At 55.4% G+C, this 23173-nt stretch carries 19 protein-coding genes; 13 read left to right on the plus strand and 6 right to left on the minus strand.

Translation table 11 applies throughout. The features are described from left to right. Positions 1–32: 32 nt before the first annotated feature. Genes QZJ86_RS07460 through QZJ86_RS07470 form a run of 3 tightly spaced genes read right to left on the minus strand, consistent with a single transcriptional unit; the run spans position 33 to position 5944 of the window. Positions 33–1502, minus strand: a complete 1470-nt coding sequence (locus tag QZJ86_RS07460) for an efflux transporter outer membrane subunit (RefSeq protein ID WP_301937773.1) — start codon at positions 1500–1502, stop codon at positions 33–35. Beyond that, positions 1499–4696, minus strand: coding sequence for an efflux RND transporter permease subunit (locus QZJ86_RS07465; protein ID WP_301937775.1), 3198 nt, complete (start codon positions 4694–4696; stop codon positions 1499–1501). Before QZJ86_RS07465 ends, QZJ86_RS07460 begins: the two co-directional genes overlap by 4 nt. A 3-nt stretch (positions 4697–4699) precedes the next feature. Continuing rightward, positions 4700–5944 carry an efflux RND transporter periplasmic adaptor subunit gene (locus QZJ86_RS07470; protein ID WP_301937776.1) on the minus strand — a complete coding sequence of 415 codons (1245 nt, stop codon included), beginning with the start codon at positions 5942–5944 and terminating at the stop codon, positions 4700–4702. Between the two features lie 106 nt (positions 5945–6050). On the opposite strand from QZJ86_RS07470, the gene QZJ86_RS07475 reads away from it, so the two are divergent. Continuing rightward, positions 6051–6671 carry a TetR/AcrR family transcriptional regulator gene (locus QZJ86_RS07475; RefSeq protein WP_301937778.1) on the plus strand — a complete coding sequence of 207 codons (621 nt, stop codon included), beginning with the start codon at positions 6051–6053 and terminating at the stop codon, positions 6669–6671. 134 nt (positions 6672–6805) lie between these two features. Beyond that, positions 6806–7333 carry an SRPBCC family protein gene (locus QZJ86_RS07480; RefSeq protein ID WP_301937780.1) on the plus strand — a complete coding sequence of 176 codons (528 nt, stop codon included), beginning with the start codon at positions 6806–6808 and terminating at the stop codon, positions 7331–7333. Positions 7334–7513: 180 nt separating this feature from the next. Here QZJ86_RS07480 and QZJ86_RS07485 read toward each other — a convergent pair whose 3' ends face one another. After that, complete coding sequence (locus QZJ86_RS07485; RefSeq protein WP_301937781.1) at positions 7514–9715, minus strand: hypothetical protein; 2202 nt, start codon at positions 9713–9715, stop codon at positions 7514–7516. Between the two features lie 416 nt (positions 9716–10131). After that, positions 10132–10803, minus strand: coding sequence for a response regulator (locus QZJ86_RS07490; RefSeq protein ID WP_301937783.1), 672 nt, complete (start codon positions 10801–10803; stop codon positions 10132–10134). A 503-nt stretch (positions 10804–11306) separates the two neighbouring features. Here QZJ86_RS07490 and QZJ86_RS07495 point away from each other — a divergent pair. The 11 genes from QZJ86_RS07495 (at position 11307) to QZJ86_RS07545 (ending at position 21237) form a co-directional block, all read left to right on the plus strand. Next, positions 11307–13127 (plus strand): methanol/ethanol family PQQ-dependent dehydrogenase, encoded by a 1821-nt coding sequence (locus QZJ86_RS07495; RefSeq protein ID WP_407081642.1) that lies wholly within the window; start codon positions 11307–11309, stop codon positions 13125–13127. Between the two features lie 135 nt (positions 13128–13262). Further along, positions 13263–14105 (plus strand): methanol oxidation system protein MoxJ, encoded by an 843-nt coding sequence (gene moxJ / locus QZJ86_RS07500; RefSeq protein ID WP_301937784.1) that lies wholly within the window; start codon positions 13263–13265, stop codon positions 14103–14105. A 16-nt stretch (positions 14106–14121) separates the two neighbouring features. Continuing rightward, positions 14122–14598, plus strand: a complete 477-nt coding sequence (moxG, locus tag QZJ86_RS07505) for a cytochrome c(L), periplasmic (RefSeq protein ID WP_301937785.1) — start codon at positions 14122–14124, stop codon at positions 14596–14598. A 195-nt stretch (positions 14599–14793) separates the two neighbouring features. Next, entirely contained in the window at positions 14794–15075 is a 282-nt protein-coding gene (locus QZJ86_RS07510; RefSeq protein WP_301937786.1) for a methanol dehydrogenase, read from the plus strand. Positions 15076–15220: 145 nt separating this feature from the next. After that, the gene (locus QZJ86_RS07515; protein ID WP_301937788.1) at positions 15221–16240 is read left to right on the plus strand and encodes an AAA family ATPase; all 1020 of its coding nucleotides are present in this window, start codon (positions 15221–15223) and stop codon (positions 16238–16240) included. A 5-nt stretch (positions 16241–16245) separates the two neighbouring features. Beyond that, positions 16246–16872: an MxaP protein gene (locus QZJ86_RS07520; RefSeq protein ID WP_301937790.1), complete on the plus strand. Its 627-nt coding sequence runs from the start codon at positions 16246–16248 to the stop codon at positions 16870–16872. An 18-nt stretch (positions 16873–16890) separates the two neighbouring features. Beyond that, a complete protein-coding gene (locus QZJ86_RS07525) occupies positions 16891–17745 on the plus strand; it encodes a DUF58 domain-containing protein (protein ID WP_301937792.1) in 855 nt (284 codons plus the stop codon). Beyond that, the gene (locus tag QZJ86_RS07530) at positions 17745–18662 is read left to right on the plus strand and encodes a nonribosomal peptide synthetase MxaA (protein WP_301937794.1); all 918 of its coding nucleotides are present in this window, start codon (positions 17745–17747) and stop codon (positions 18660–18662) included. The genes QZJ86_RS07525 and QZJ86_RS07530 overlap by 1 nt, the downstream gene beginning before the upstream one ends. Further along, positions 18659–19642, plus strand: coding sequence for a vWA domain-containing protein (locus QZJ86_RS07535; RefSeq protein WP_301937796.1), 984 nt, complete (start codon positions 18659–18661; stop codon positions 19640–19642). The genes QZJ86_RS07530 and QZJ86_RS07535 overlap by 4 nt, the downstream gene beginning before the upstream one ends. Further along, positions 19639–20202, plus strand: coding sequence for an MxaK protein (locus QZJ86_RS07540; protein ID WP_301937798.1), 564 nt, complete (start codon positions 19639–19641; stop codon positions 20200–20202). The genes QZJ86_RS07535 and QZJ86_RS07540 overlap by 4 nt, the downstream gene beginning before the upstream one ends. A gap of 105 nt (positions 20203–20307) precedes the next feature. After that, the gene (locus tag QZJ86_RS07545) at positions 20308–21237 is read left to right on the plus strand and encodes a vWA domain-containing protein (RefSeq protein ID WP_301937799.1); all 930 of its coding nucleotides are present in this window, start codon (positions 20308–20310) and stop codon (positions 21235–21237) included. A gap of 21 nt (positions 21238–21258) precedes the next feature. On the opposite strand, the gene QZJ86_RS07550 is transcribed toward QZJ86_RS07545, so the two are convergent. Beyond that, positions 21259–22968 carry an ABC transporter transmembrane domain-containing protein gene (locus tag QZJ86_RS07550; RefSeq protein ID WP_301937801.1) on the minus strand — a complete coding sequence of 570 codons (1710 nt, stop codon included), beginning with the start codon at positions 22966–22968 and terminating at the stop codon, positions 21259–21261. Positions 22969–23173: the final 205 nt, after the last annotated feature.

Consider the following 23173-nt stretch of genomic DNA (forward strand, 5'->3'; position numbering starts at 1 on the left):
CGCAGCAACAGCCGGCTTGCTAACTTTGACCACTAGTTAGCTGCCTTCTCCTCAGTCAGCACATCTTGCCAGCCACCGCCCAAAGCCTTGTAAACCGCTGTCAACGCGGTGGCGGTGGCGGTTTGGCTTTGCGCTAGTTGGCTTTGATCCTGCAACAGGCGTTGTTCGGCGTCCAGCACGGTCAGAAAGTCGGAGACTCCTTCTTGGTAACGTAGATGCGCTAATTGGCTGGCTTTTTCGCTGGCTTCGGCCGCCGCCGTCAGCGAGGCGCGCCGGGTGCGTTCCTGCCGGTAATTGACTAGTGCGTTTTCGGTTTCTTCCAAGGCATTCAATACGGTTTGTTCGTAGCCAGCCAGACTGGCTTCGGCGCGGGCGTCGGCGGCCTTGATGCGGGCGTATACCCGGCCTAGATCGAAAGCCGCCCAACTGATGCGTGGTCCTACCGAGTAGGTCTCGGAACCTGGCGCAACCATATTGGACAGGGTGCTGGCTTCCAAGGAAATGTTGCCGACGAAAGTGACTCTGGGAAACAGGTCGGCGGTGGCGACGCCGATCCTCGCGGTGGCCGCCGCCAGACTGCGTTCGGCGATGCGGATATCCGGGCGGCGGCGTAACAATTGTTCCGGGTTGCCGATCTGGATATTGTCCGGCGCTTTCGGCAGCGGTGCCGACTGCGTCAAGGTTGTTGTCAACGCATCAGGCATCTGTCCCGTCAGCACGCTCAGCCGATGTATCGTTTGGGCAATTGCGCTTTCCAAGGGCGGGATGCTGGCCTTGGTACTTTCCAGTTGCGCCAGCGCCCTGGAAGTATCCAGCTCGGTGCCCCGACCGTTTTCCAGTTTGACACGGGTCATGTCCAGGGTTTGCGCCTGGTTATCGGCATTTTTTTGCGCGACCGCCAATTGGTTTTGCAGGCCGCGCAACTCGAAATAATTCCTGGCCGCTTCGGCTATCAGGCTGACGCCAATGTCGCGCAGACTGGCTTCCTGGGCTTCGACTTCGTCGTTGCTGGCTTCGACGTTGCGGCGTACCCGGCCGAAGAAATCGACTTCCCAGGAGGCGTCGAAACCGGTGTTGTACAACTTCAATTCGCGTGGCACGAAGGCGCGGTTATTTAACGAGCCGGTACTGCGTTTTTGTTCGGTGTAATTGGCATGCGAAGTGACCGTCGGCAATAGATTCAGACCGGTTTCCAAGTACAAAGCGCGGGCTTCGGCCAGATTGGCGCGCGCGGCTTTTAGTTCGTAATTATGGGCGATGGTCTGATCGATCAACGCGCTGAGTTGTTGATCGCCGAAAAGCTTCCACCAATGAGTTTCGACATCGCGCTCGGTAAATTCGGCGGGTTTAGCGTTGGCAAAACTCGCCGGTAAATCGGCGGTAACCGGTAATTCATAATCCGGGCCGACCGCGCAGCCGGCCAACAGGCCGGCGCTCAGCAAACTTAAGCAGAATGTCGTGGTGCTGCGCCTAGGCCGGCGTGTTTGTGTTGGCTGGATCATGACGATACATCCGCTGAAGGTTGATGAGTGGCTAAGTCGCTTGGTTTGCGCGTCGGCCGCAGTCGTTGGGCGATGGCTTGCACTACGACATAAAACACCGGCGTCAATAGCAAGCCGAACACCGTCACGCCTATCATGCCGCTGAATACCGCCGTACCCAGCAGGCGCCTGGATTCGGCGCCGGCACCTTCTGCGATGACCAGTGGGAATACGCCCATGATGAAGGCAAACGAGGTCATCAGAATCGGCCGCAAGCGAATCCGCGCTGCTTCCACGGCGGCTTCGAAGCGGTTCAGGCCGCTTTCTTGGCGCTGCTTGGCAAATTCGACGATCAAGATTGCGTTTTTACTGGCTAGTCCTACCAGAACTATGAAGCCGATCTGGGTGAATATATTGTTATCCATATGGCTGAGCCAAACCCCGGTCATCGACGACAAGATACACATCGGCACGATCAGGATCACCGCGAACGGCAGCGACCAGCTCTCGTATTGAGCGGCCAGGGCCAGGAATACGAAGATCACGCTGAGCGGAAACACCAGCATCGCCACGTTGCCGGCCAATACTTGCTGCAAGCTCAGTTCGGTCCATTCGAAATCAAAACCCGGCGGCAATTCGGCAGACAGCAGTTTGTTCATCGTGCCGATGGCTTGGCCGGAGCTGACACCGGGCAGGGTGCTGCCGTTGATTTCTGCGGCCGGGTACATGTTGTAGCGAGTGATCTTATCCGCGCCGGAGATTTCTTTCACATCGCTGACTGCACCCAGCGGCACCATGCCGCCTTGGCGGTTTTTGGTTTTCAGTTCGCTAATGTCGCCCGGCAACATCCTGAATTGGGCATCGGATTGCGCCACGACTTGATAGGTACGGCCGAAGGCGTTGAAATCGTTGACGTACAGCGATCCCAGGTAAATCTGCAAAGTGTCGAATACGTCTTTTAACGGTACGTCCATAGCCTTGACGCGGGTTCTATCCACATCCACGAACAATTGCGGCACGCCGGAAGCGAAGGTGGTGAATAAACCCACCAAGCCTGGCTGTTGATTGGCTTTGCCCAGCATCTCGTTGGTGACTCGTTGTAATTCGTTGATGCCGGCGTTGTTTCGGTCCTCGATCTGCAATTTAAAACCGCCGACCGAGCTCATGCCGCGAATCGGCGGCGGCGGGAATACCGCGATGCGGGCATTGGGAATACTCGCCAGGCGCTGGCTCAAGTCCTTGATCACCTGATCGGCGTGCAGTTCCGGATGGCCGGCTCTATCTTCAAATTCCCCCAAGCGGGCGAACATGGTGGCAACGTTGGACTGATTGGCACCGCTCAAAATCGACCAGCCGGCGTAGGCATTAATATGTTGTACGCCTTTGGTTTCGAGCACGATCTTGCTGGCTTGCTGCACCACGTCCTGAGTGCGGGCCAGCGAGGCCGCATCGGGCAATTGCGCGTACAGCACCAGATAGCCTTGATCCTGTTGCGGAATGAAACCGGTCGGCACTTTCTCAAATGCCAGGAAATTCAGGCCGTTCAGGCCGACATACAGCACCAGTACGACCGCGGTCATCCGGATCATGCGGCCGACCAAGCGCGAGTAGCCTGTGCTGAAACGTTCGAAAAAGCGGTTAAACGCGCCGAAAAACCAGCCGAACAGTTTGTCGAACAATTTGGTGAAAGCGTCTTTATTGTCGTGAGCGCGATCCAGCAGTAACGCGCACAAAGCCGGACTCAGCGTCAACGAGTTAAACGCCGAAATGACGGTGGATACCGCAATGGTCAACGCAAATTGCTTGTAAAACGCGCCTGACACGCCGGTAATGAAAGCGGTTGGTACGAATACCGCCACCAACACCAGCGCGGTGGCGACCACCGGCCCGACCACCTCGGACATCGCCAGTCGGGTGGCTTCGCGGGCGTGCATGCCGTCAGCAATGTGGCGCTCGACGTTTTCCACTACCACGATGGCGTCATCGACCACGATGCCAATCGCCAATACCAGTCCAAACAGCGATAGTGTATTTAATGATATGCCCAGTGCAGACATCACCGCGAAAGTGCCGATCAGAGATACGGGCACCGCCAGCAGCGGAATCACTGCGGCCCGCCAGTTTTGCAGGAATATGATCACCACCAGCACCACCAGCAGCAGTGCTTCGAACAGGGTTTTGACCACCGCGTCGATGGATTGTTGTACGAACACCACGGTGTCGTAAACCAGCACGTAATCCAGACCTTCCGGGAAGCGGGTCTTCAGCTTTTCCATCGCATCGACCACGGCTTTTTTGGTGTCGATGGCATTGGAGCCGGGCAGTTGGAAAATCGCCAGACCGACAGTCTGATCGCCGTCCAGATATAAGCCGGAGTTGTAATCCTTGGCGCCCAGTTCGATACGCGCCACGTCTTTCAGGCGGGTGACCTGACCGTTCTCGCCCTGTTTAATGACGATCTCGCCGAATTGTTCGGGTTCGGTCAGTCGGCCCAGCGTGCTGACGGTGTATTGGTACTCGGCGTTATTCGGCGAGGGTTGCTGGCCGACCACGCCGGCCGCGACTTGCACGTTTTGTTCGCGCACCGCATTAACTACCTCGGCGGCGGTCAGATTGCGGGCGGCGATGGCTTCCGGATTTAGCCATAGCCGCATACTGTAATCGCGGGCGCCGAACAGCAGAATATCGCCGACGCCGGGCAAACGCGCCAAGGTGTCGCGGATTTGCAGCAGAGCGTAGTTGCTCATATACACGCTGTCGTAGCGTTTGTCCGGCGAGACCAGGTTAACGACCAGGCTTAAATCCGGGCTACGTTTTTTTACACTGATGCCTTGGCGGCGTACCTCTTCCGGCAGTTTCGGTTCTGCCAGCGCCACCCGGTTTTGCACCAACACTTGAGCCTTGTCCAGATTAGCACCGGGTTTGAAGGTGACGGTCAAAGACATTGCACCGCTGTTAGTGGACTGCGAGGACATGTAAAGCATGTCTTCTACGCCGTTGACTTCCTGTTCGATCGGCGTGGCCACGGTTTCTGCAACCACCTTGGCGTTAGCGCCGGGGTAGTTGGTGCTGACGACTACGGTGGGCGGAGCGATTTCCGGGTACTGGGCAATCGGCAGGCCAATCAGCGCCAGACTGCCGACCAGCACGATCACAATCGACAATACCGCCGCGAATATCGGCCGGTCGATAAAAAAATGGCTGAATTTATCCATGGTTTATTGCGCTCCTGGCGTTGAAAGCGAGGTGCGTTCCGGATTGACTTTGGCGCCCGGCTTGAGCTTTTGCAAACCTTCCACTACCACCCAATCGCCGGCTTGCAAGCCGTTACGGATTACCCGCATATCGCCAATCCGCGAGCCCGGCGTGACTTGCCGATATTCCGCCTGATTGTCCTGATTGATTACCCAAACAAAGCGCTGCGCCTGATCGGTGGCGATGGCGCGGTCGGGCAGTAATAATGCTGGGTAAGACGCCGAGGCTTGCACCCGCAAACGTGCGAAGAATCCTGGGCTGAGCAACTCGTCCGGATTGGCGAATACGCCGCGCAAGCTTAGCGTACCGGTGGCGGCATCCTCGCGCGGGGCGATGTAATCCAGCTGGCCGCGATGCGGAAAGCCGCTTTCGTCGGCGACGGCCAGTTCCACCGGCGTGCCTTTCAGGTCGGTCGAACCTTTGCCGTGTTGCTGGGCGTGGCGGCGATAGCGCAGTACCGATTGTTCGTCCGCATCGACATAGACATAAACCGGATCGGTGGAAACGATATTGGTCAGCAGCGTGTCGTCGGTCTTGACCAAGTTACCGGCGGTGATCATTTCGCGGCCGACGCGGCCGTTGATAGGTGCGCGGATTTCGGTGTATTCCAGATTGAGCTTGGCGGTGTAGACATTGGCTTCCGCAGATTCGACGGCCGCGGCGGCTTCGCGCAAGCCTTTATTGCGCATGTCGTATTCTTCGGCGGAAATGGCCTTGGCTTTGAACAAGTTCTCGGCGCGGCTCAGGTCGTTTTTGGCCAGTTCGCGTTTGGTTTTGGCGCGCTCCAGCTCGGCTAGGGCGTAGTTAAGCTGGGCTTTTAACGGTTTGGGATCGATCTGAAACAGCAGATCGCCTTTTTTGATTTTTGCGCCGGCAGTGAAATTGACTTTATCCAGATAACCGCCCACCCGGGCGCGAATATCGACGGCGTTGACGGCTTCGACCCGGCCGGTGTATTCGTCCCATTCCGTGGTTTCCCGGCTCAGGGCTTGGGCGATCTTAACGTTGGCCGGTGGTGGCGCGGCTGGCGCGCTTGCCGAATCCCCGGATGAGCCGCAGCCCAATAAAACCAGTTGCATGGCGGTGCCGATAAACGCAAACCGCAGGGCCGGTATCGCCGCCGATTGGCGAGGAGAGCTTGCCAGGTGCTGGCCCGGCAGCGGGTTTGTCTGCTTAGTCGCAATCATCATGCGCGTGTTTTTTGCCATTTCCGTATTGCCTCAAGAGTCGTAAAAGTAAAATGGTAATGTATCTTACCGTTTAGTCTAGGGTATCATCTTTAATCAAGTCAATTGTTTTTGTGAGTGCAGCATCATGATTAAATGCGGACGCCCGTGTAAGGGAGATGAGCAACAAAGCCGGGATCGTTTACTCGATGCCGCTTTGCAGCTTTTTCTCGAACATGGCTACGGCAACCTCAGCATGGAAACCATCGCTCGCGACGCGCGGGTATCGCTACGGACCATTTATAGTCAGTTCGGCGGCAAGGCCGGATTGTTCGGCGCATTGATGAGACGTTGCAGCGACCAATTCATCGCCAGTCTGGCGGACGATTGTGCTTTGGAACAGGCTTTGCTGATCTTTGGACGGCAATTTCTGTTCCGGATTACCCGGCCCGATGTGTTGCGGATGCGGGCAATCTTGATCGGTGAATCGCCGCGTTTTCCCGATCTGGCCACTCAGTTTTACGAACAAGGCCCGCAACGTACCTTGGATCATCTGGCGCAGTATTTCAGTCGCCAACAGCAGGCAGGTGCTATTGTTGGTATCGATCCGCATTTTCTGGCCGACCAATTTGTCAGCGCATTACGTAGCGAACGATTACAAAGATTGCAATTGGGTTTGGAGCCGGCACCGGACGAAGCCGAGATCGATCAATGGGTGCGTCAGGCAGTGAGCTTGTTTTTACAGGGATGTGAGGCGGCTAAACCTTAGCGCAGGTTGATAATCCGGTCGGGCAGGGCGTGATTTGGTGAAGTTTACCCGGCGTAATTCGGGGCTTATTCCCAATGGAGGGAGCGGGAAGGCAAGGATAATACCGAGCTTTTCATCACCCTTCGGTATAGACCATGCGACACATCATTTTTTTATTCGGCCTGTTGCTCATATCCTGGCAAGTTCAAGCTCACGGTCCAACGCCGCAAAAAGCCAAGGAATCGCTGACTATTCAAGCGCCTGTCGCCAAGGTTTGGGCCGAGCTGAAAAATTTCGACGATATTGCCAACTGGCATCCAGACCTGAAAAAAAGCGCGGGCGACGGCAAGAATCAGTCCGGCGGCGTCCGCACCTTGACCTTTCAAAACGATGAAACCATCGCCGAAGAGCTGGATTATTACAGCGAGCCGGAACACGAATACAGTTACCGCTTGAAAACCGAAAACAGCAAAGCCTTCCCGACCAGTTCCCATACCGTCGATGTCAAGGTTGCGGCAGGCGAGACCGCCGGCAGCAGCCAGGTGACCGTGAAAAGCCGCTTCTACCGCGGCGATACCGGCAATACTCCGCCGGACAATTTGAACGACGAAGCAGCGGTCAAAGCGATGACTCAGTTTTTCAAGAACGGTTTGAACGGTTTGAAAACGAAGCTGGAGAAATAAATTTAAAGGCAGTCTTTATGACCGCTGGGTTCCCACTTACGTGGGAGCGACGATATTTGAGGGCCGGGTTAACCGGTAAATAAAAGTAGAATCAAGGCTATATTGTCTCTGGCAGCTTTAAACCGATCAGCAAAAAAACAAAAAAATCGCCCCTTTCGGGGCGATCTGTTGTCCGAGATTTTACGGATTGGGTCCGTTGTGGCAGCTAAAACAACTCACCTGATAACCAGCTGGCCAATTCTTAATACCAAACTCATCGGCATCAATGGTTTTCGCAACCTTTACCGCACTCAATGGTGTGCCCGCGCTGGTTGTGCCGTGGCAATAACTACAGCTTGGCGCGGTGGCTGTGCCGTTTTTATTGGCGTCTTCGTGTTGCTTAACCCAGGCATCGCCGGTGGTGTGCATGCCGTGCGGGCCACCGTTTACCGTGTTCGGGACTGTAGCATGGCAAGCCTTACATTCGGCTACCGTGCCGGCGTGTCCTTGCACGGCGATGCTTTGCAGGTTTTCGTCGGCATGTGTGGAGGGATATTCCGCGTGCGTCGAACCGTGGCAAGCCTCGCATTGCAAGCCGCCGTGGCCTTTACTGAAACGATACAAGTTCAGCCCGGGAACCGGCGTATTGGCGTTGGTGGCAAAGGTATGATCTGTTGGAACAATGGCTTTGCCGTTGGCGTCGATGCCGGAGATCGCACGTTTGCCGGGCGCGGCGCTGTTGTGGCAAGACTCGCAGGTTGGCTCGTTGAACCAGCCTTGCCGAGTCGGGCTGCCGACCGCTTTCATATTGCCGTGACAGCTTTGGCAACTGATCGACGGGTCGCCGCTTGCATCCGTAGCTGTTGCCATCGCACCGCGCAGACATTGCGTAACCGAACCCGGATGGCATTGGTAACAGGCGCTACGGTTGTCCAGACTATCCAGCGTCAACTGGGTGGCGGGATCTTTTACCTCCGCATGTTTTAAATGCAGTGACTGAGTAAACGGCGCAATGCCGGCCATGCCGCCCATCACCGTGGTTTTGTTGTCTTTGTCGAAATAGGCGTTGCTGGCATGGCAAGCCACGCATAGAACCGGCTGCCCAGCATCCGCCGTCGCCAGTAAACCGCCTGACTTATAACCTTTGCTATTTAGAGTGCTGAGCGCATCGGTAAATATTTTATTTGCAGCCTGTTTTTCATCATGCAGACGCAGAATGTTGCGCTTCCAGTCCTTGTCAGGGTCGGCATCGAACACCCAGCCGGCGACAGGTTTAGCGGCAGTTTGCGCGGCATTGTTATTGGCGTCGCTGGACGCGTGGCAGCCTTTACAAGTCATTTCGTCGCTGACCGGCAACACGGTGGTAGCGCTAGCCAGCACTTTACCGCTCAGCGCGTCCTTGGCGACGACCTTAACGGTCGGATAGAAGTTCTTGTTACCTTTGTCGTCGAAGGGCGTCACCGGGATACCCTCGGCCTCGAACCAGCCGAACGCAGTGTTATAGGTCATGGGGGCGGGTATTAGGGATGGCGTCTTGTTGCCGGGCATTGGGGTGCCGGTGGCAAGCCCGTCCAGGTTTAAGCCGACATCCGGCGCCGGATTCAGGCCCACCAGTTCACCCACCCAAGACCAGAAATTGGTTTTGTTGGCGCTGCTGGTATTGATAGAGCCACTGCTGTCGGCGACCGCTTCATAAGTCAGTAATACGTTGTTACTAACTAACTTGCCGTTTTTATCTTTTAATTGCGCATGCAAAGTGTTGTAGGGCGGCAAGATGGCGAACACGGAAAAATCCAGACCATCCATGCAATGCATGCCTAGGTCGTTCCAGGCCAGCAAGGTGTATTCGCCGATGGCCGTGGTATTTAATACCGTCACCGCTACCGCTTTGGAAGTATTGCTATCGCGGATGGTCACCGTTGCCGAGCCGGCTTTAATACCCTTTACGGTAGCGAGATTATTGGCATAGCCGACGGTGGCGACCGAGTTGTCCGAGGATTGGACGCTTACTGTCCCGGAGGCGTTAGTTACCGTTACGGTCGCACTGCCGCCGACGTTAACCGCTACTACGGCGGGCGAAATCGTCAAGACAGAAGATGGGGCGCTGATGACTTTTACTTCCACGCGTTTTGAGCTTCGACGATCCTTCACCGTGACAGTGGCTGAACCGGCTTTTGCGCCCTTGATACTGGCGATGCCGCTAGCGTAACTGACTGTCGCCACGCTAGTATTACTGGATTTTACGCTTACGCTTCCGGATGATTTCGTTACAGCAACCTTGGCCACTTCACCGACTAAGATTTCGACAGAATCGGGTTTGAGTTCAAGTGCCTGGGCGTTGCCAAACCCGGATAAGCCCAGAAAAATCAGCAAAAACCGAAATATAAATAGACGTGCATTCATACTATCTCCCATGAATACGTTTTGATCGGATGGGTAACCGTTAATTAATTGCCCATATAAAGGGAAGCAAACGGTCAACATCCGATACCGCGTCGCTCCTCGGTGGTGCTTTATCACTTTTTTTTTAAGGTTATTCAGTTTTCAGAGTAACCAATCAAGATGAATTGAAGATGAAAATATAATGAAGTAATGATTAAGATCGGCGCATCTTTAAGACTAGGCAGGCTTGAATCACGCGTGTATATGCGGTGGTTGGGACAATATCGTTAAGTTAAGCCGATCATGGTTCGACAGGCTCACCACGAACGGCTTAACTTAACGGCATTGGCGTTGGGAGGAGAATTTGCAGCGATGCAGCTGGGTGTGTGCCGGTCGCAAGCGCCTTCTGACAGAATTACGGATGGGTGTTTTCAGCTCTATCCGTGCTCATACAGTTCGCTGCCGGTTTTGATGATACCCTGGCGACCGGCCAGTAGGGTCAATTCCGACATGGTTTTGACATTCAGCTTTTCCTTGATCGAGGTGCTGTGATTGCAGACGGTTTTATAGCTCAAACACAATTTCTCCGCCGCCTCGCGGGTGCTCAGGCCATTGGCCAGCAAGCAAAAAATGTCGAATTCGCGCGGCGAAAGCGATTTAACCTTATAAGTCTCGTCCTGGCCGATGGCCATATTTACTGCCAATTGCTGCGCCAAAGCCGGTTCGATATACGTGCCGCCCTCGGCGAGCGTGCAGACTGCCGTTACCAGCGTGTCGGGTTCGTTATTCTTGGTGATGTAACCTTTCGCGCCGGCCTTGATCGCTCTGGTTACATAAACCAGTTCGTTATGAATACTGAATACCAATATCTTGCAGCCGGGGTAGCGGACCAGTAGCCGGCGGACCGACTCCAAGCCGCCCAGACCGGGCATCGATAAATCCATCACCACCACATCCGGGGTTTGCTTGTCATAGACCTGACAGGCGATTTCGCCTCTATCGGCTTCGTATATCTCGCCGATTCGTTCCGATAGCGATAGATAGGTTTTATAACCGGCTCTGACTACCGCGTGATCGTCCACCAATAAAACGCTGATTTTGCTCGCCACTAAATACGTGTCCCGATCTGTTGTGTTGATGAGCAAGAAACACCTTCGGCAAAGCCGTTGCGTTCCGTGGCACGGCGTTTCTTGCCGGTGCATGATGCCGCTTTTTATGTCGGGAAACCATGGGAGCTTTTCCTATTATGTTGGTGCTGTTGGTTTTCGATGGCCGGGAAACTTTCCACTGATTTTTTTGCCGTTTTCCCGTGGTATTGGTGGATTATTCCGTAACGCCATACGGGCCGCCTTCTTTACCATTTGCGCCAGCATGGCCCGGTAGGTCTAAGTCAATATTGTGTGCGACTTGATCGAGATTGCTGATGTGAAAAGTGAAGGAGATTTCTTCAACGAAGCAAAATCTCGCGTTAACGGAATAACGCCAAAATCAAGAGCGACTTGTGATTGATTTTGCCCGGAAATGCCGATGGCGTATCCGCTTTTAACGGAAGGCTCCCCTAACCAACCGATTTGCCGGGCCATGCAACCTAATAAACAACATAGGAGGATTCATGCAAATTTCACGGTTTGCCAAGCAGGTTGCTAAGCAGATGCCGACCACGGTATTAGTGACGGCTGCGGCCTTGTCGGTGTCGCCATCGGCACAAGCGAATAAAGAATTGGAACAGTTATCCAAGCAGAACACCAACTGGGTGATGCAGACCAAGGATTACGGTTCGACGCACTTTAGCGAAATGATCGACATCAATGCGAATAACGTCAAAAACCTGAAAGTGGCCTGGTCGTTTTCGACCGGCGTATTGAACGGTCACGAAGGCGGGCCACTGGTGGTCGACGGCATCATGTATGTGCATACCCCATATCCGAACAATGTGTTCGCGATCAGCCTGGACGAGCCGGACAAAATCCTGTGGCAATTCAAACCCAAACAAAACCCGGCGGCCCGCGCGGTGGCCTGTTGCGACGTGGTTAACCGTGGCTTGGCCTACGCGCCGGCCGGCAAGGATTATCCGGCGACCATTTTTCTGAATCAGCTGGACGGTCACGTAGTGGCGATTAACGCCAAGACCGGCGAACTGCTGTGGAAAATGGAAAACTCCGACATCGCGATGGGTTCGACTCTGACGGTCGCGCCGTTCGTCGTGAAAGATAAAGTCATCGTCGGTACCTCCGGTGCCGAATTGGGGGTGCGCGGTTACGCCACTGCTTATAACGTCAAGGACGGTAAGCAAGCCTGGCGCGTTTATGCCACCGGCCCCGACGAAGACATCAAATTGTCCAAGGACTTTAATAGCGCCAACCCGCATTACGGCCAGTTCGGTCTGGGCCTTAAAACCTGGGAAGGCGATGCCTGGAAAATCGGCGGCGGCACCAACTGGGGTTGGTATGCCTACGACAGCGACCTGGAAATGCTCTACTACGGTTCCGGCAACCCGGCGCCCTGGAACGAAACCATGCGCCCTGGCGACAATAAATGGACCATGACCATCTGGGGCCGCGACGTCAACACCGGCGAAGCCAAGTTCGGTTACCAAAAAACCCCGCACGACGAATGGGACTATGCCGGCGTGAACTACATGGGTCTGTCCGAGCAAATGGTCGACGGCAAAAAAACCAAGCTGCTGACGCATCCGGATCGTAACGGTTTGGTCTACACGCTGAATCGTGAAAACGGTAGCCTGGTCAACGCGTTCAAAATCGACGACACCGTCAACTGGGTGAAAAAAGTCGATCTGAAAACCGGTCTGCCGATCCGCGATCCGGAATATTCCACACACATGGACCACCAGGCCACCGGCATCTGTCCGTCGGCGATGGGTTACCACAACCAGGGTATCGAGTCTTACGACCCCAACAAGCAATTGTTCTTCATGGGCACCAATCATATCTGCATGGACTGGGAGCCCTTCATGTTGCCTTACCGCGCGGGTCAATTCTTCGTGGGTGCGACTTTGAACATGTATCCAGGGCCTAAAGGCACCTTGGGTCAAGTCAAAGCGATGAATTCCGTCACCGGCAAAATGGAATGGGAAGTTCAGGAGAAATTCGCGGTTTGGGGCGGCACTATGGCCACCGCCGGCGACTTGGTGTTTTACGGCACGCTGGACGGCTACATCAAAGCTCGTCATTCCAAAACCGGCGAAGAGCTGTGGAAGTTCAAACTGCCTTCCGGCGTCATCGGTCATCCGATTACCTATAAACACGACAACAAGCAATATGTGGCGATTTATTACGGTGTCGGCGGCTGGCCCGGTGTCGGCCTGGTGTTCGACCTGGCCGATCCGACCGCCGGTCTGGGCGCGGTGGGTGCCTTCAAGGAACTGGCGCATTACACCCAAATGGGCGGCGGCGTGATGGTGTTCTCGCTGTAATTCGCCGCAGCATTCCCACGCTAGAGCGTGGGAATGCATCCTGAACCGCTCTGCGGTTCGGGACGCTGGAGCGTCTGTGGTTCGGTTCCCACGCAGAGCATGGGAACCATATCCTAAGTTATTTGAAGAATTCTTATGAAAGAAACGACACGCATTTTTACCGCTTTGGCGCTGGGCCTGGGTTTCGCCACGGCGCAAGCCGAGCAACCGACTCTTAAAGTCTGCACGGCCGAAAACGAGATGCCTTATTCCAATAAAAACGGTGAAGGTTTCGAAAACAAGCTGGCGCGATATGTGGCTGATCAACTGGGCCGCAAGTTGGAAACCGTGACCTGGACCGATCCGCGTTATTTCATCCGCGATTATGTCGATAAAGGCTTGTGCGATGTGGTGATGGGCGTCGATCAGGGCGATCCGCGGCTATCGACGACTGCGCCTTACTATCGTTCCGGCTACGTATTTATCAGCCGCAGCGACGACAATCTGGATTTGCAAAACTGGGATAGCGAAGCGCTGCGCAAAGCGCAACGGATTGCTTTCGTACCCGGTACGCCGGCGGAAACCATGCTGCGAGCGATAGGCCGTTATAACGACATGTTCAATTACCAGCAGGAGTTGGTCGACTTCAAATCCAGACGCAATCAGTACATCAAGTACGAGAACGACAAGCTGGTTAACGAAGTGGCGACCGGCAAGGCCGAGATAGCCGTGTTGTGGGGACCGGCGGCGGCGCGTTATGTCAAGGCCTCCGCTACGCCGTTGACGATGACCGTGATACCCGACAACAACCAGCGCGCCGACGGCGAGAAAGTAGGCTTCCATTACAGCACTTCGATTGGGGTGCGTAACGGCGATACCGCTTTGCTGGCGCAGTTAAACAAAATCATTAAAGACCAACAGAGCGAGATCGCGGAACTCCTGGAAGCGGATGGCATTCCGCTTCTGGATGAACCCGATACCGCTCTGTCCATGAACTAACAGGAAGCAATCAATAATGAAATTTAAAACACTTTTGAGCGGCGCTGCGCTGACTCTGACAGTGATGGCCATCCCGACGGCGCAAGCCGATATTACCTTGCGTCATGCGTTGACCGGCGAAGTGCTGGACCTGAGTTTTGCCAAGAAAGGCGGGCATACCGATAAGTTTAAGCAATTCATGCAAACCGGGAAGAACCCCTACAACAGTGACGGAGAAGCCATCAAGAAAGGCGAAAGCCTGTATATGACCGGCTGTTCCGGCTGCCACGGCCACGAAGCGGAAGGTAAGCTCGGGCCCGGTTTGGCGGACGATTACTGGACGTATCCCAGAAACTCCACAGACCAAGGTTTGTTCGAGCTGTTGTTCGGCGGCGCCAACGGCATGATGGGCCCGCAATACGTCAACTTCAGCACTGACGACATGCTGCACATCATGGCTTTTATTCGGCATATCTACAAAGGCGATCCGAAGAAAGCCGATTGGTTGAAATAAAACCTTCACCCCAAATCCTCTCCCTGCGGAGACTGTCGTAAAAGGTAGGTTGGGCTGAATACAATGAAGCCCAACATTTTGATTTTGTTGGGCTTCGCTCTGCTCTGCCCAACCTACATTTACCTTTTACGATTGCCTTTTCCGGGAGAGGGTGGGGCGAGGGCAAATTTAAATCTGATATATCAGGAGATCAACATGAACAGACTAGTAATGTTAGGCGCAGTATTGCTGGCTTTAGGGCTGTCCGGTGCGGCAAAAGCCTACGACGGCACCAAATGTAAGGAAGCAGGCAACTGCTGGGAGCCGAAACCGGGTTATCCGGCGCAAGTGGCCGGCAGCAAATACGATCCTAAACACGATCCGAACGAGCTGAACAAACAGGCGCAGTCGATCAAGGAAATGGAAGCGCGTAACGCCAAGCGTACTGAAGTGCTGGCGAAAACCGGCAAGTTCGTTTACGACGTAGAAGGCCAATAGCGATTTTGGTAGCTCAGGGTGCGCGTAGCGTTCCCTGGCAATTTTCCAGCAAATCGAACCCTTAGGACGCCGCCAGGGATGGCGGCAACCTTTTCGATAACAATTCAAGCTCATGCTCCAATTAATCAACGGCGCTTAACTAGCCATGACAAGTAAGCAAACTCTCAGCGACTGGCGCGCCAGTGCGTTGCAGTTGGAACAACAAATCAACCATGTCGTCGTCGGCCAACAGGCGGCGGTGCGCAATCTTTTGATAGCGGTATTCGCCCGCGGCCATGTGTTATTGGAAGGCCAGGTCGGAGTCGGCAAAACCACCTTATTGAGAGCGATCGCCCAAGGGCTGGGCGGCCAATACCAACGCATCGAAGGTACCATCGACCTGATGCCGGCCGATCTGATTTATTATACCTATCTGAACAGCGAGGGCCGGCCCTGCGTCGATCCCGGTCCCTTGTTAAAGCAGGGCGAACAGCTGTCGGTATTTTTCTTCAACGAAATCAATCGGGCCCGGCCGCAAGTACATTCGCTGTTATTGCGGGTGATGGCCGAGCGTAGCATAGGCGCGTTCAACCGCGAATATCGGATGCCGCATATCCAGGTGTTTGCCGACCGCAATCGGGTGGAAAAGGAAGAAACCTTCGAACTGCCGGCTGCCGCCCGCGACCGGTTTTTCATGGAAATCAATATCGACACGCCCAGCGACGACGCAGTGCTGGACGATTTGATGTTCAATCCGCGTTACCACGATGTCGATGCCTTAATCGGCGAAATGGTCGCCAGTCGGATTCCTTATTATCAGCTCAACGACTGGGCCGCCGCGATTCAGCAAAGCATCCAGCCGACACCGGCCTTACGCAAATATGCGCTGGACTTATGGAAAGCCAGCGCCGATCCGCGCGCCTTCGGCATCAAGTTAAACGATGTGGAAATGGATCAATTGCTGCAGGCCGGCGCCAGTCCGCGCGGCATCAGCTATTTGATTCGCGCTGCCAAAGTCCGGGCCTGGCTGGAAAATCGTGACAGCCTGTTGCCGGAAGATTTGCAGGCGGTGTTCGCGGTGACCATGTCGCACCGGATATTTCTGAATCCGATGTACAGCTATCGCAAAGACGAACTGATTCCCACCCTGGTCGACAGCATACTCAACCAAATCGCCGCACCGTAACACCCATGACTATTAAAACGACTCTGCACGCTATGCTGCCGCATGCCGGCCTTGGCCATTTATTGGAAACCTATTTGACCTGGTCCGGCGTTGGCTTTATCTGCTCGTTTATTGCCAGTAGTCTGGATAAACATGCCGACGTGCCCTACGCCGCGTATTACACCAGCGCTCTGAACGATGCGGTGGGTTTTAAATTCTGGATTTTGTTGGCGGTGGTCGGCACCTTGCTGTTTTGCCTGAGCCTGCCGGTGTTATATCTATCGCTTCATTTTCCGGCCATGACGGAGTTTAGTCGGCGCTTGCGGCGGTTTACCTATACCTTTTTTCTGGTGGCCTTCGACGAGGGCGGATTGATGATAGGCATTTTGACCGCCAATTTTATCGATACCAGCGAGCGCATTTCACTGTTGGCTAACAAATCGTTTTTGTTTAGCGATGTCGGTTTTTTCACGATCCTGGCTTTATGCCTGTTGAACTCCCTGCTGTGGCTGTTCGGCGAAGCCATCCATAGCCGCAATGGGCAAACTTACTCTGGCGTGGTAGCGTTACTGATGAAGGTGCCGCTGAAGTTTTCCATTCCGGGATACCTTGCCGTCACGGCCGTGCTGGCCAATTTGGTCGTTAGCCAATAACAAAAGCACGCTAAGCCGATGTCTGCCAATATCCAACCCTTCCAATACCGCCTGCCGCGCCCGGTAGTTGGGGTGTTTCCCGGCGCGCATCCCGGACAAATGGTCGGCAACGGCCAGTTGTTCAAGCGCCATGACACCTTGATCGCACGACCGGATCCCAGACGCATCGATTTGCGCGCCAGCCTGCTTGACCCGTTCGGCAATTATCAAGTGCGGGTGCAACAGCAACACAGCGCAGTCGATGTGTTTTTGCTGGCCGATTTGTCGGCTTCCATGGGATTCGCCGGCAGCAACGACAAACGCCGTGCGCTGGCCGACATGCTGCTGTCGATTGCCGCTTCGGCCTTGGAGTACGGCGATAGTTTCGGCTTTATCGCGTGTAACCAGCAGGTTTTAACCGATTGCTATTTGCCCGCTGGTAAACACATGGGCCGAATTCAAGCCTTGGCCGAACGTCTGCAAAAGTTGGTATTGCAGCCAGGATCGGCCGGCTTACTGCAAGCTCAGCGCTATTTACCCAATCACCGGGCCTTGGTGTTTTTAGCGTCCGATTTTCATTTTCCGCTGCCGCAGTTGCAGGCCATTTTGCAAAGCCTGAGTCGTCACGATGTGATCCCGCTGGTGTTGTGGGATCAAGCCGAATACAGCCGGTTGCCGGATTGGGGCTTGTTTCAACTCCAGGATATGGAAACCGGAAAACGCCGCACCTTGTGGTTGCGACCCGGTTTGAAGCGCACGATAGAACAGGCTTTTGCGCAGCGTTGCGGCCAATTGCAACACCAATTTCGAGCCTTTGGTTGCGAGCCGCTGTTTATCGAAAACGGCTACCGTTCCGAACAGCTAGCACGATATTTTTTAAAGAGGGCAGGGTAATGCAGGCGCCGCAGCGGATTCGCTTCAGGTTGGCGTCGTTGATAATAACGATGCTGTTGGTTGCTTGTTCCGGCACGTCCAACCATGCGCTACGCGATTTTCAACTGCAAACGCCGCGGCCGTTTGGTTATGTGATCGGCGATACCATACGCCACCGCATCTTGATCGAAACCCGCTCGGGCATGGAACTTCAACGCAGTAGTCTGCCCGCGCAAGGCCGACTCAATCGCTGGTTACAACTGAACGACGTCAGCGTCACAGAGCAGGGCGGCAGCGACGGCAATCACTATCAAATCGATCTGCTGTATCAGCAATTTTATGCGCCGCTGGAAGTCAAGGAATTGAGCATACCCGGTTTTATGTTGCGTTTTCAGCAGCATGGGCAAACTCTGGAGCAGCCGGTCGCGGCTTGGGCGTTTACCGTGGCGCCATTGAGGGAGTTGGTGGTTAGGCAGGACCCACACGGCGAGTACATGCGCCCGGACCAAGCGCCGCGGATGTTGGACGACTCGGCAATTGTCCGGCGCTTATGCGTGGCGCTGGCGGTGGCTCTAAGCATCGCTTTACGCTTGGTTTGGCTCTACGGGTATTTGCCCGGACTACCGCAACGCAGTGTATTTAAGCGTGCGCAGCGTAAGTTGCAAAATCTTGGCCTACAACAATTGCCGGAAGCGCTTGCTGCGGTACATACGGCGTTTAACGGTTTGCACGGCAAGCCGGTGTTCTTGCATAAACTGGCCGAGTTTTATCAAAGCCACCCGGAATATCGCAGCATTGCAGATGAATTGGCCTGGTTTTTCGACTATTCCAACCGTTACTTCTTCGGCGAGGCTTCGGCTACCTTGCAAACAGCCGATCTGGAAAAAATCAAAACTCTATGCCTGCATTGCCGGGAAATCGAGCGGGGTAGCCGATGAATTTGGGTTTGGAGTATCCGTGGGCTTTGGCTGGTCTATTGCTATGCCTGTTACCTGTATTCAGGCTCGGCGCGGTTGCCAATCCTTATCCATGGCTGGCTATCCTGCCGCCAGACCCTTTATCGTTAGCCATCAGCGGTTTGATCCGCTTGCTGGGTGTGCTGGCGATAGCCGGCTTAACCTTAGGCTTGGCCGGTGCGTATTTGCAAGAACAGCAACTGGAGCGTATTGGCCATGGCGCGCATATCGTCATGCTGCTGGATCGCAGTAACAGCATGGACAACACCTTCGCCGGCAAGGCGCCGGAAACCCAGGGCGAGGAATCCAAAGCCAATGCCGCCCGGCACTTATTGAATGAGTTTGTGGATCGCCGCGAGCACGATTTGATCGGCATCGCCGAATACAGTACCTCGCCGCTATTCGTGCTGCCGCTAACCGAAAATAAAGCCGCCATTCATGCCGCGATAGACGCCACCGCCTTGCCGGCCTTGGCCTATACCAACGTCAGCAAGGGCTTGAGCATGGCTTTGGAGTTTTTCGATAGCCAGCCGGTCACCGGCTCGCGGATTGTGTTGCTGGTGTCGGACGGCGCGGCGCTGATCGATCCCGACAGCGAAGCGGCCTTGCGGGAATTGTTCAAACAGCGGCAAGTCAGTTTGTATTGGGTGTTTTTGCGCACCGCCAACAGCCCCGGCTTGTTCGAAATCCCGGACGATCCGCGCGACGACAATGCCCAGGCCATGCCGGAGCGCTATCTGCATCTGTTTTTCAACAGTCTGCATATTCCGTACAAGGCTTACGAAGCCGAAACGCCCGGCGCCTTGCAACAGGCGGTGAACGACATCAACCGCCTGGAAAACCGGCCCTTGCGTTATTTCGAGCGGATTCCCAAGCAGGATCTATCGACGCGCTGTTATGCCTGGGCTGCGGCCATGTTGCTGTTATTGCTGGTCGTGAAACTCTGCGAGGCCAGACCGTGATCCGCAAACTAAAACATTGGCTGCTATGGGCCACACTAGCGATAGCCATATTGGTGACGCTGACGCAACTTCTGCAACTATACGGGCTTGCCGGCCAAAATCGGTTGATCGGACAGTTGCTGGCCGATAAGGATGTCGGCGCTGATGAATTGGCGACCTCGGCGCCGGAAGTGCGCATGGCCAGGTCTGTGTATCTCAGCCAACATAAGCGCTACGACGAAGCCTTGGCGACGCTGAACCTGTTATTGCAGCAATCCGGCACCGAGGCGCAAGCGCAAACCCGCTATAACCTGGGCAATTTGTATCTGCGGCAAGCCATGGAAAAAGCCCAGGCCGGCAATATCAACGAAGCGATGCCCTTGCTGGGTCTGGCCAAGCAAGCCTATCGCGAAGCCTTGATGTTGGATAGCGATTTTTGGGATGCCAAATATAATCTGGAAGTGGCGATGCGTTTGTTGCCGGAGATGGACAGAATTAGCAGCGGCGACGATAAAGACGATCTTAGCCAAAAGACTCAGCTGTGGACCACTTTGCCGGGCTTTCCGCGTGGTTTGCCCTAAAACGGGTAGGGTCGAATTGATTCGACCGCAGGCTTCGAACCAGCCAACAGGCCGAGTCAATTCGGCCCTACAAGCGCCATTCTCCCAGACCTACGAGTTCCCTAAATGACCATCATCCCCAACCTCAGGGATTACCGTTTCTGGCTGCTGGCCGCGGCGCTGCTGTCCTTGTCGGTGGTATTTTTCCGTCCGCAAACCAGCGCGCAAGTGTCACTGTACCGGCTAGTGTTCATTGTCGACATCACCCGCAGCATGAATACCGAGGATTATCAACTGGATAAGCAGCCTATAGGCCGCTTGCAGTTTGTGAAACAGGCGTTGCGACAGGCGTTGCTGAAATTGCCTTGCGGTTCGCAAGTGGGCTTGGGCGTGTTCACCGAGCGGCGCTCGACGTTATTGTTCGAACCAATCGAAGTCTGCTCGGGTTTTGCCGAGATAGACGCGGCGCTTGCGGCGCTGGATTGGCGCATGGCTTGGGCCGCCGACAGCCGCATCGCCAGCGGCTTGTTGAGCACGCTGGAAATGTTGAGAGACAAAGACCAGACCCTGGTGTTTTTCAGCGACGGCCAGGAAGCGCCGCCTAATCCGCGTTATAAACCCGACCTGTCGGCAGTCAAGGATAAAGTTAAGGGCGTCATCGTCGGTGTCGGCGGCGAGCAACTGGCGCCGATCCCCAAGTTCGACGCCAAAGGCCAACGCCAGGGCTTTTATAAACCCGAAGACGTGCCGCACCGCTCATCGTTTGGTGAATCGGACTTGAACCCCGAGAAAATCCAGGGCTACGACGCCCGTAACGCGCCGTTCGGCAGCGAGGCGGCAAGCGGCGACGAGCATATGAGCCGGCTGCATGAAAGCTATCTGCGTCAGCTGGCCGCCGAGAGCGGTTTGCGGTACCGGCGATTGACCGATGCCGATAGCCTGGATCAAGCCTTGCAGCAAGCCGATTTCGCCAAACCAGGCAAACAGAATGTCGATACCGGTTGGCGCTATGCCGGCTTGGCCTTGTTGTTACTGGCGGCGGTGTATTTCAGATAAGCGGCATTGCCGGTTCACGGCCTAAATGTCGAACTGTAGGCTAGCCAGTCTGGCGTAAAGCCCGCTTTGCTTGCGTAAATCGTCCGGCGCGCCGATTTCGACGATATGGCCTTGCTCCAGCACCACGACGCGGTCGACTTTTTGCACCGTCGCCAGCCGATGGGCAATGATCAGCGTGGTACGGCCCTGCATCGCCGCATTCAAACCTTGTTGCACTAAAATTTCCGATTCGGCATCCAGCGCGCTGGTGGCTTCGTCGAGCAACAATAGTGGCGCGTTTTTCAAAATGGCCCTGGCGATGGCGATGCGTTGGCGTTGTCCGCCGGACAGGCGAGTGCCGCGTTCGCCCAGAAAAGTCCGGTAGCCGTCCGGCAGGCGCTGGATAAATTCGTCGGCCTGCGCCGAGCGCGCCGCGGCTATCACGGCCGCGTCGCTGGCGCTAGGGCGGCCGTAGCGGATGTTTTCCAGCGCATCGGCCGAGAAAATCACCGCATCTTGCGACACCACGGCGATATGGCTGCGCAACTCCTGTAACGATAATTGCCGAATATCCAGGCCGTTGAAAAGAATGCCGCCCTGCGCGACATCGTAAAACCGCAGCAGCAATTGGAACAGCGTGGTCTTGCCGGCGCCGGACGGGCCAACCAGCGCCACGCTTTCGCCGGCCGCGACGCTCAGCTCGATGTCGCTCAGTGCGGCGGTTTGCGGACGCGACGGGTAATGGAAGCCGACGTGTTGGAAGCGGATCGCCAATGTTTGCGGATTGGGCAAGATTTGCGGCGTAGCGGTTTCGGCAATGGCCGGCTCGGCGCGCAGCAGTTCCAGTAAACGGCCGGTGGCGCCGGTGGCGCGCATCACGTCGCCCCAGACTTCGGCCATGGTGCTGACGCCGCCGGCTACCAACGTGGCGTAGAGCACGAAGGACGCGAGTTGGCCGCCGGTCATGCTGCCGGCGTGCACTTGTTGGGCGCCGATCCACAGTACGAAAATAATGCAGCCCATCACCGCTGTGATCACCAGCACCGTCAACGCCGCCCGAAAGCGGCTGCGGCGGATGGCGGTGACGAAGCTGATCTCCGCGCGCTCGGCAAAGCGCTGGATTTCAGATGCTTCCTGGGTGTAGGCCTGAACCGTGGTCGCGGCATTGAGAATTTCGCCGGCCAGTGCCGAGGCGTCGGCGATTTTATCCTGCGATTCGCGCGACAGTTTTTTCACTTGGCGACCAATGGCCATTATGGGCAGCGTTAACAAGGCCATTAGGCCCAGGTTTAGCGAGAACAGATAAAAACTGGTCACCGCCAGCATGACCATGCCGCCGATAAATTGAAACAGGCTGCGCAAGCCCATGGAAATGGAACTGCCGATTACGGTCTGGATCAGCGTAGTGTCCCCGGTCAGCCGCGATAACACTTCGCCGGTTTGCAAGGTTTCGAAAAATTGCGGGGATTGGCTCAGTACCCGCGCATACACCGCGCCGCGCAAATCCGCCGTCACCCGTTCGCCCACCCAGCTTACCGTGTAATAGCGGGTCGCCACGGCGACCGCCCACAGGCTGGCCAAGCCAAACAGCGCGACAAAATGGCCGTTCAAACTCAAGGAACCTAATAAGCCGCCGCCGTTGCCGTTGCTCTGGCCTTGGCCGAAGCCAAAATCGATCAAGTCGCGAAACGCCAGCGGCACCAGCAGGATGGTGGCCGAGCCCAGGCAGAGCAGCACGAAAGCCAATGCCATTCTACCCCGATAGGGTTTTAGAAAAGGCCACAGCTCTTTTAAAGACGCCGTAGGTTGATTCGCGCCGACTTGCTTCGAATTTGAAATAGGCATCCTGAGTGGGTTGTTTGAGAAATTGGACGGGATGCCATTCTAACCGAATCCCTACCGGTTAACTTTTCGATGTCACCGTAAATTGCCTTAAATCACCACCGGCTTAACGCCG

The sequence above is a fragment of the Methylomonas montana genome, assembly GCF_030490285.1.
GTDB classification, from domain to species: domain Bacteria; phylum Pseudomonadota; class Gammaproteobacteria; order Methylococcales; family Methylomonadaceae; genus Methylomonas; species Methylomonas montana.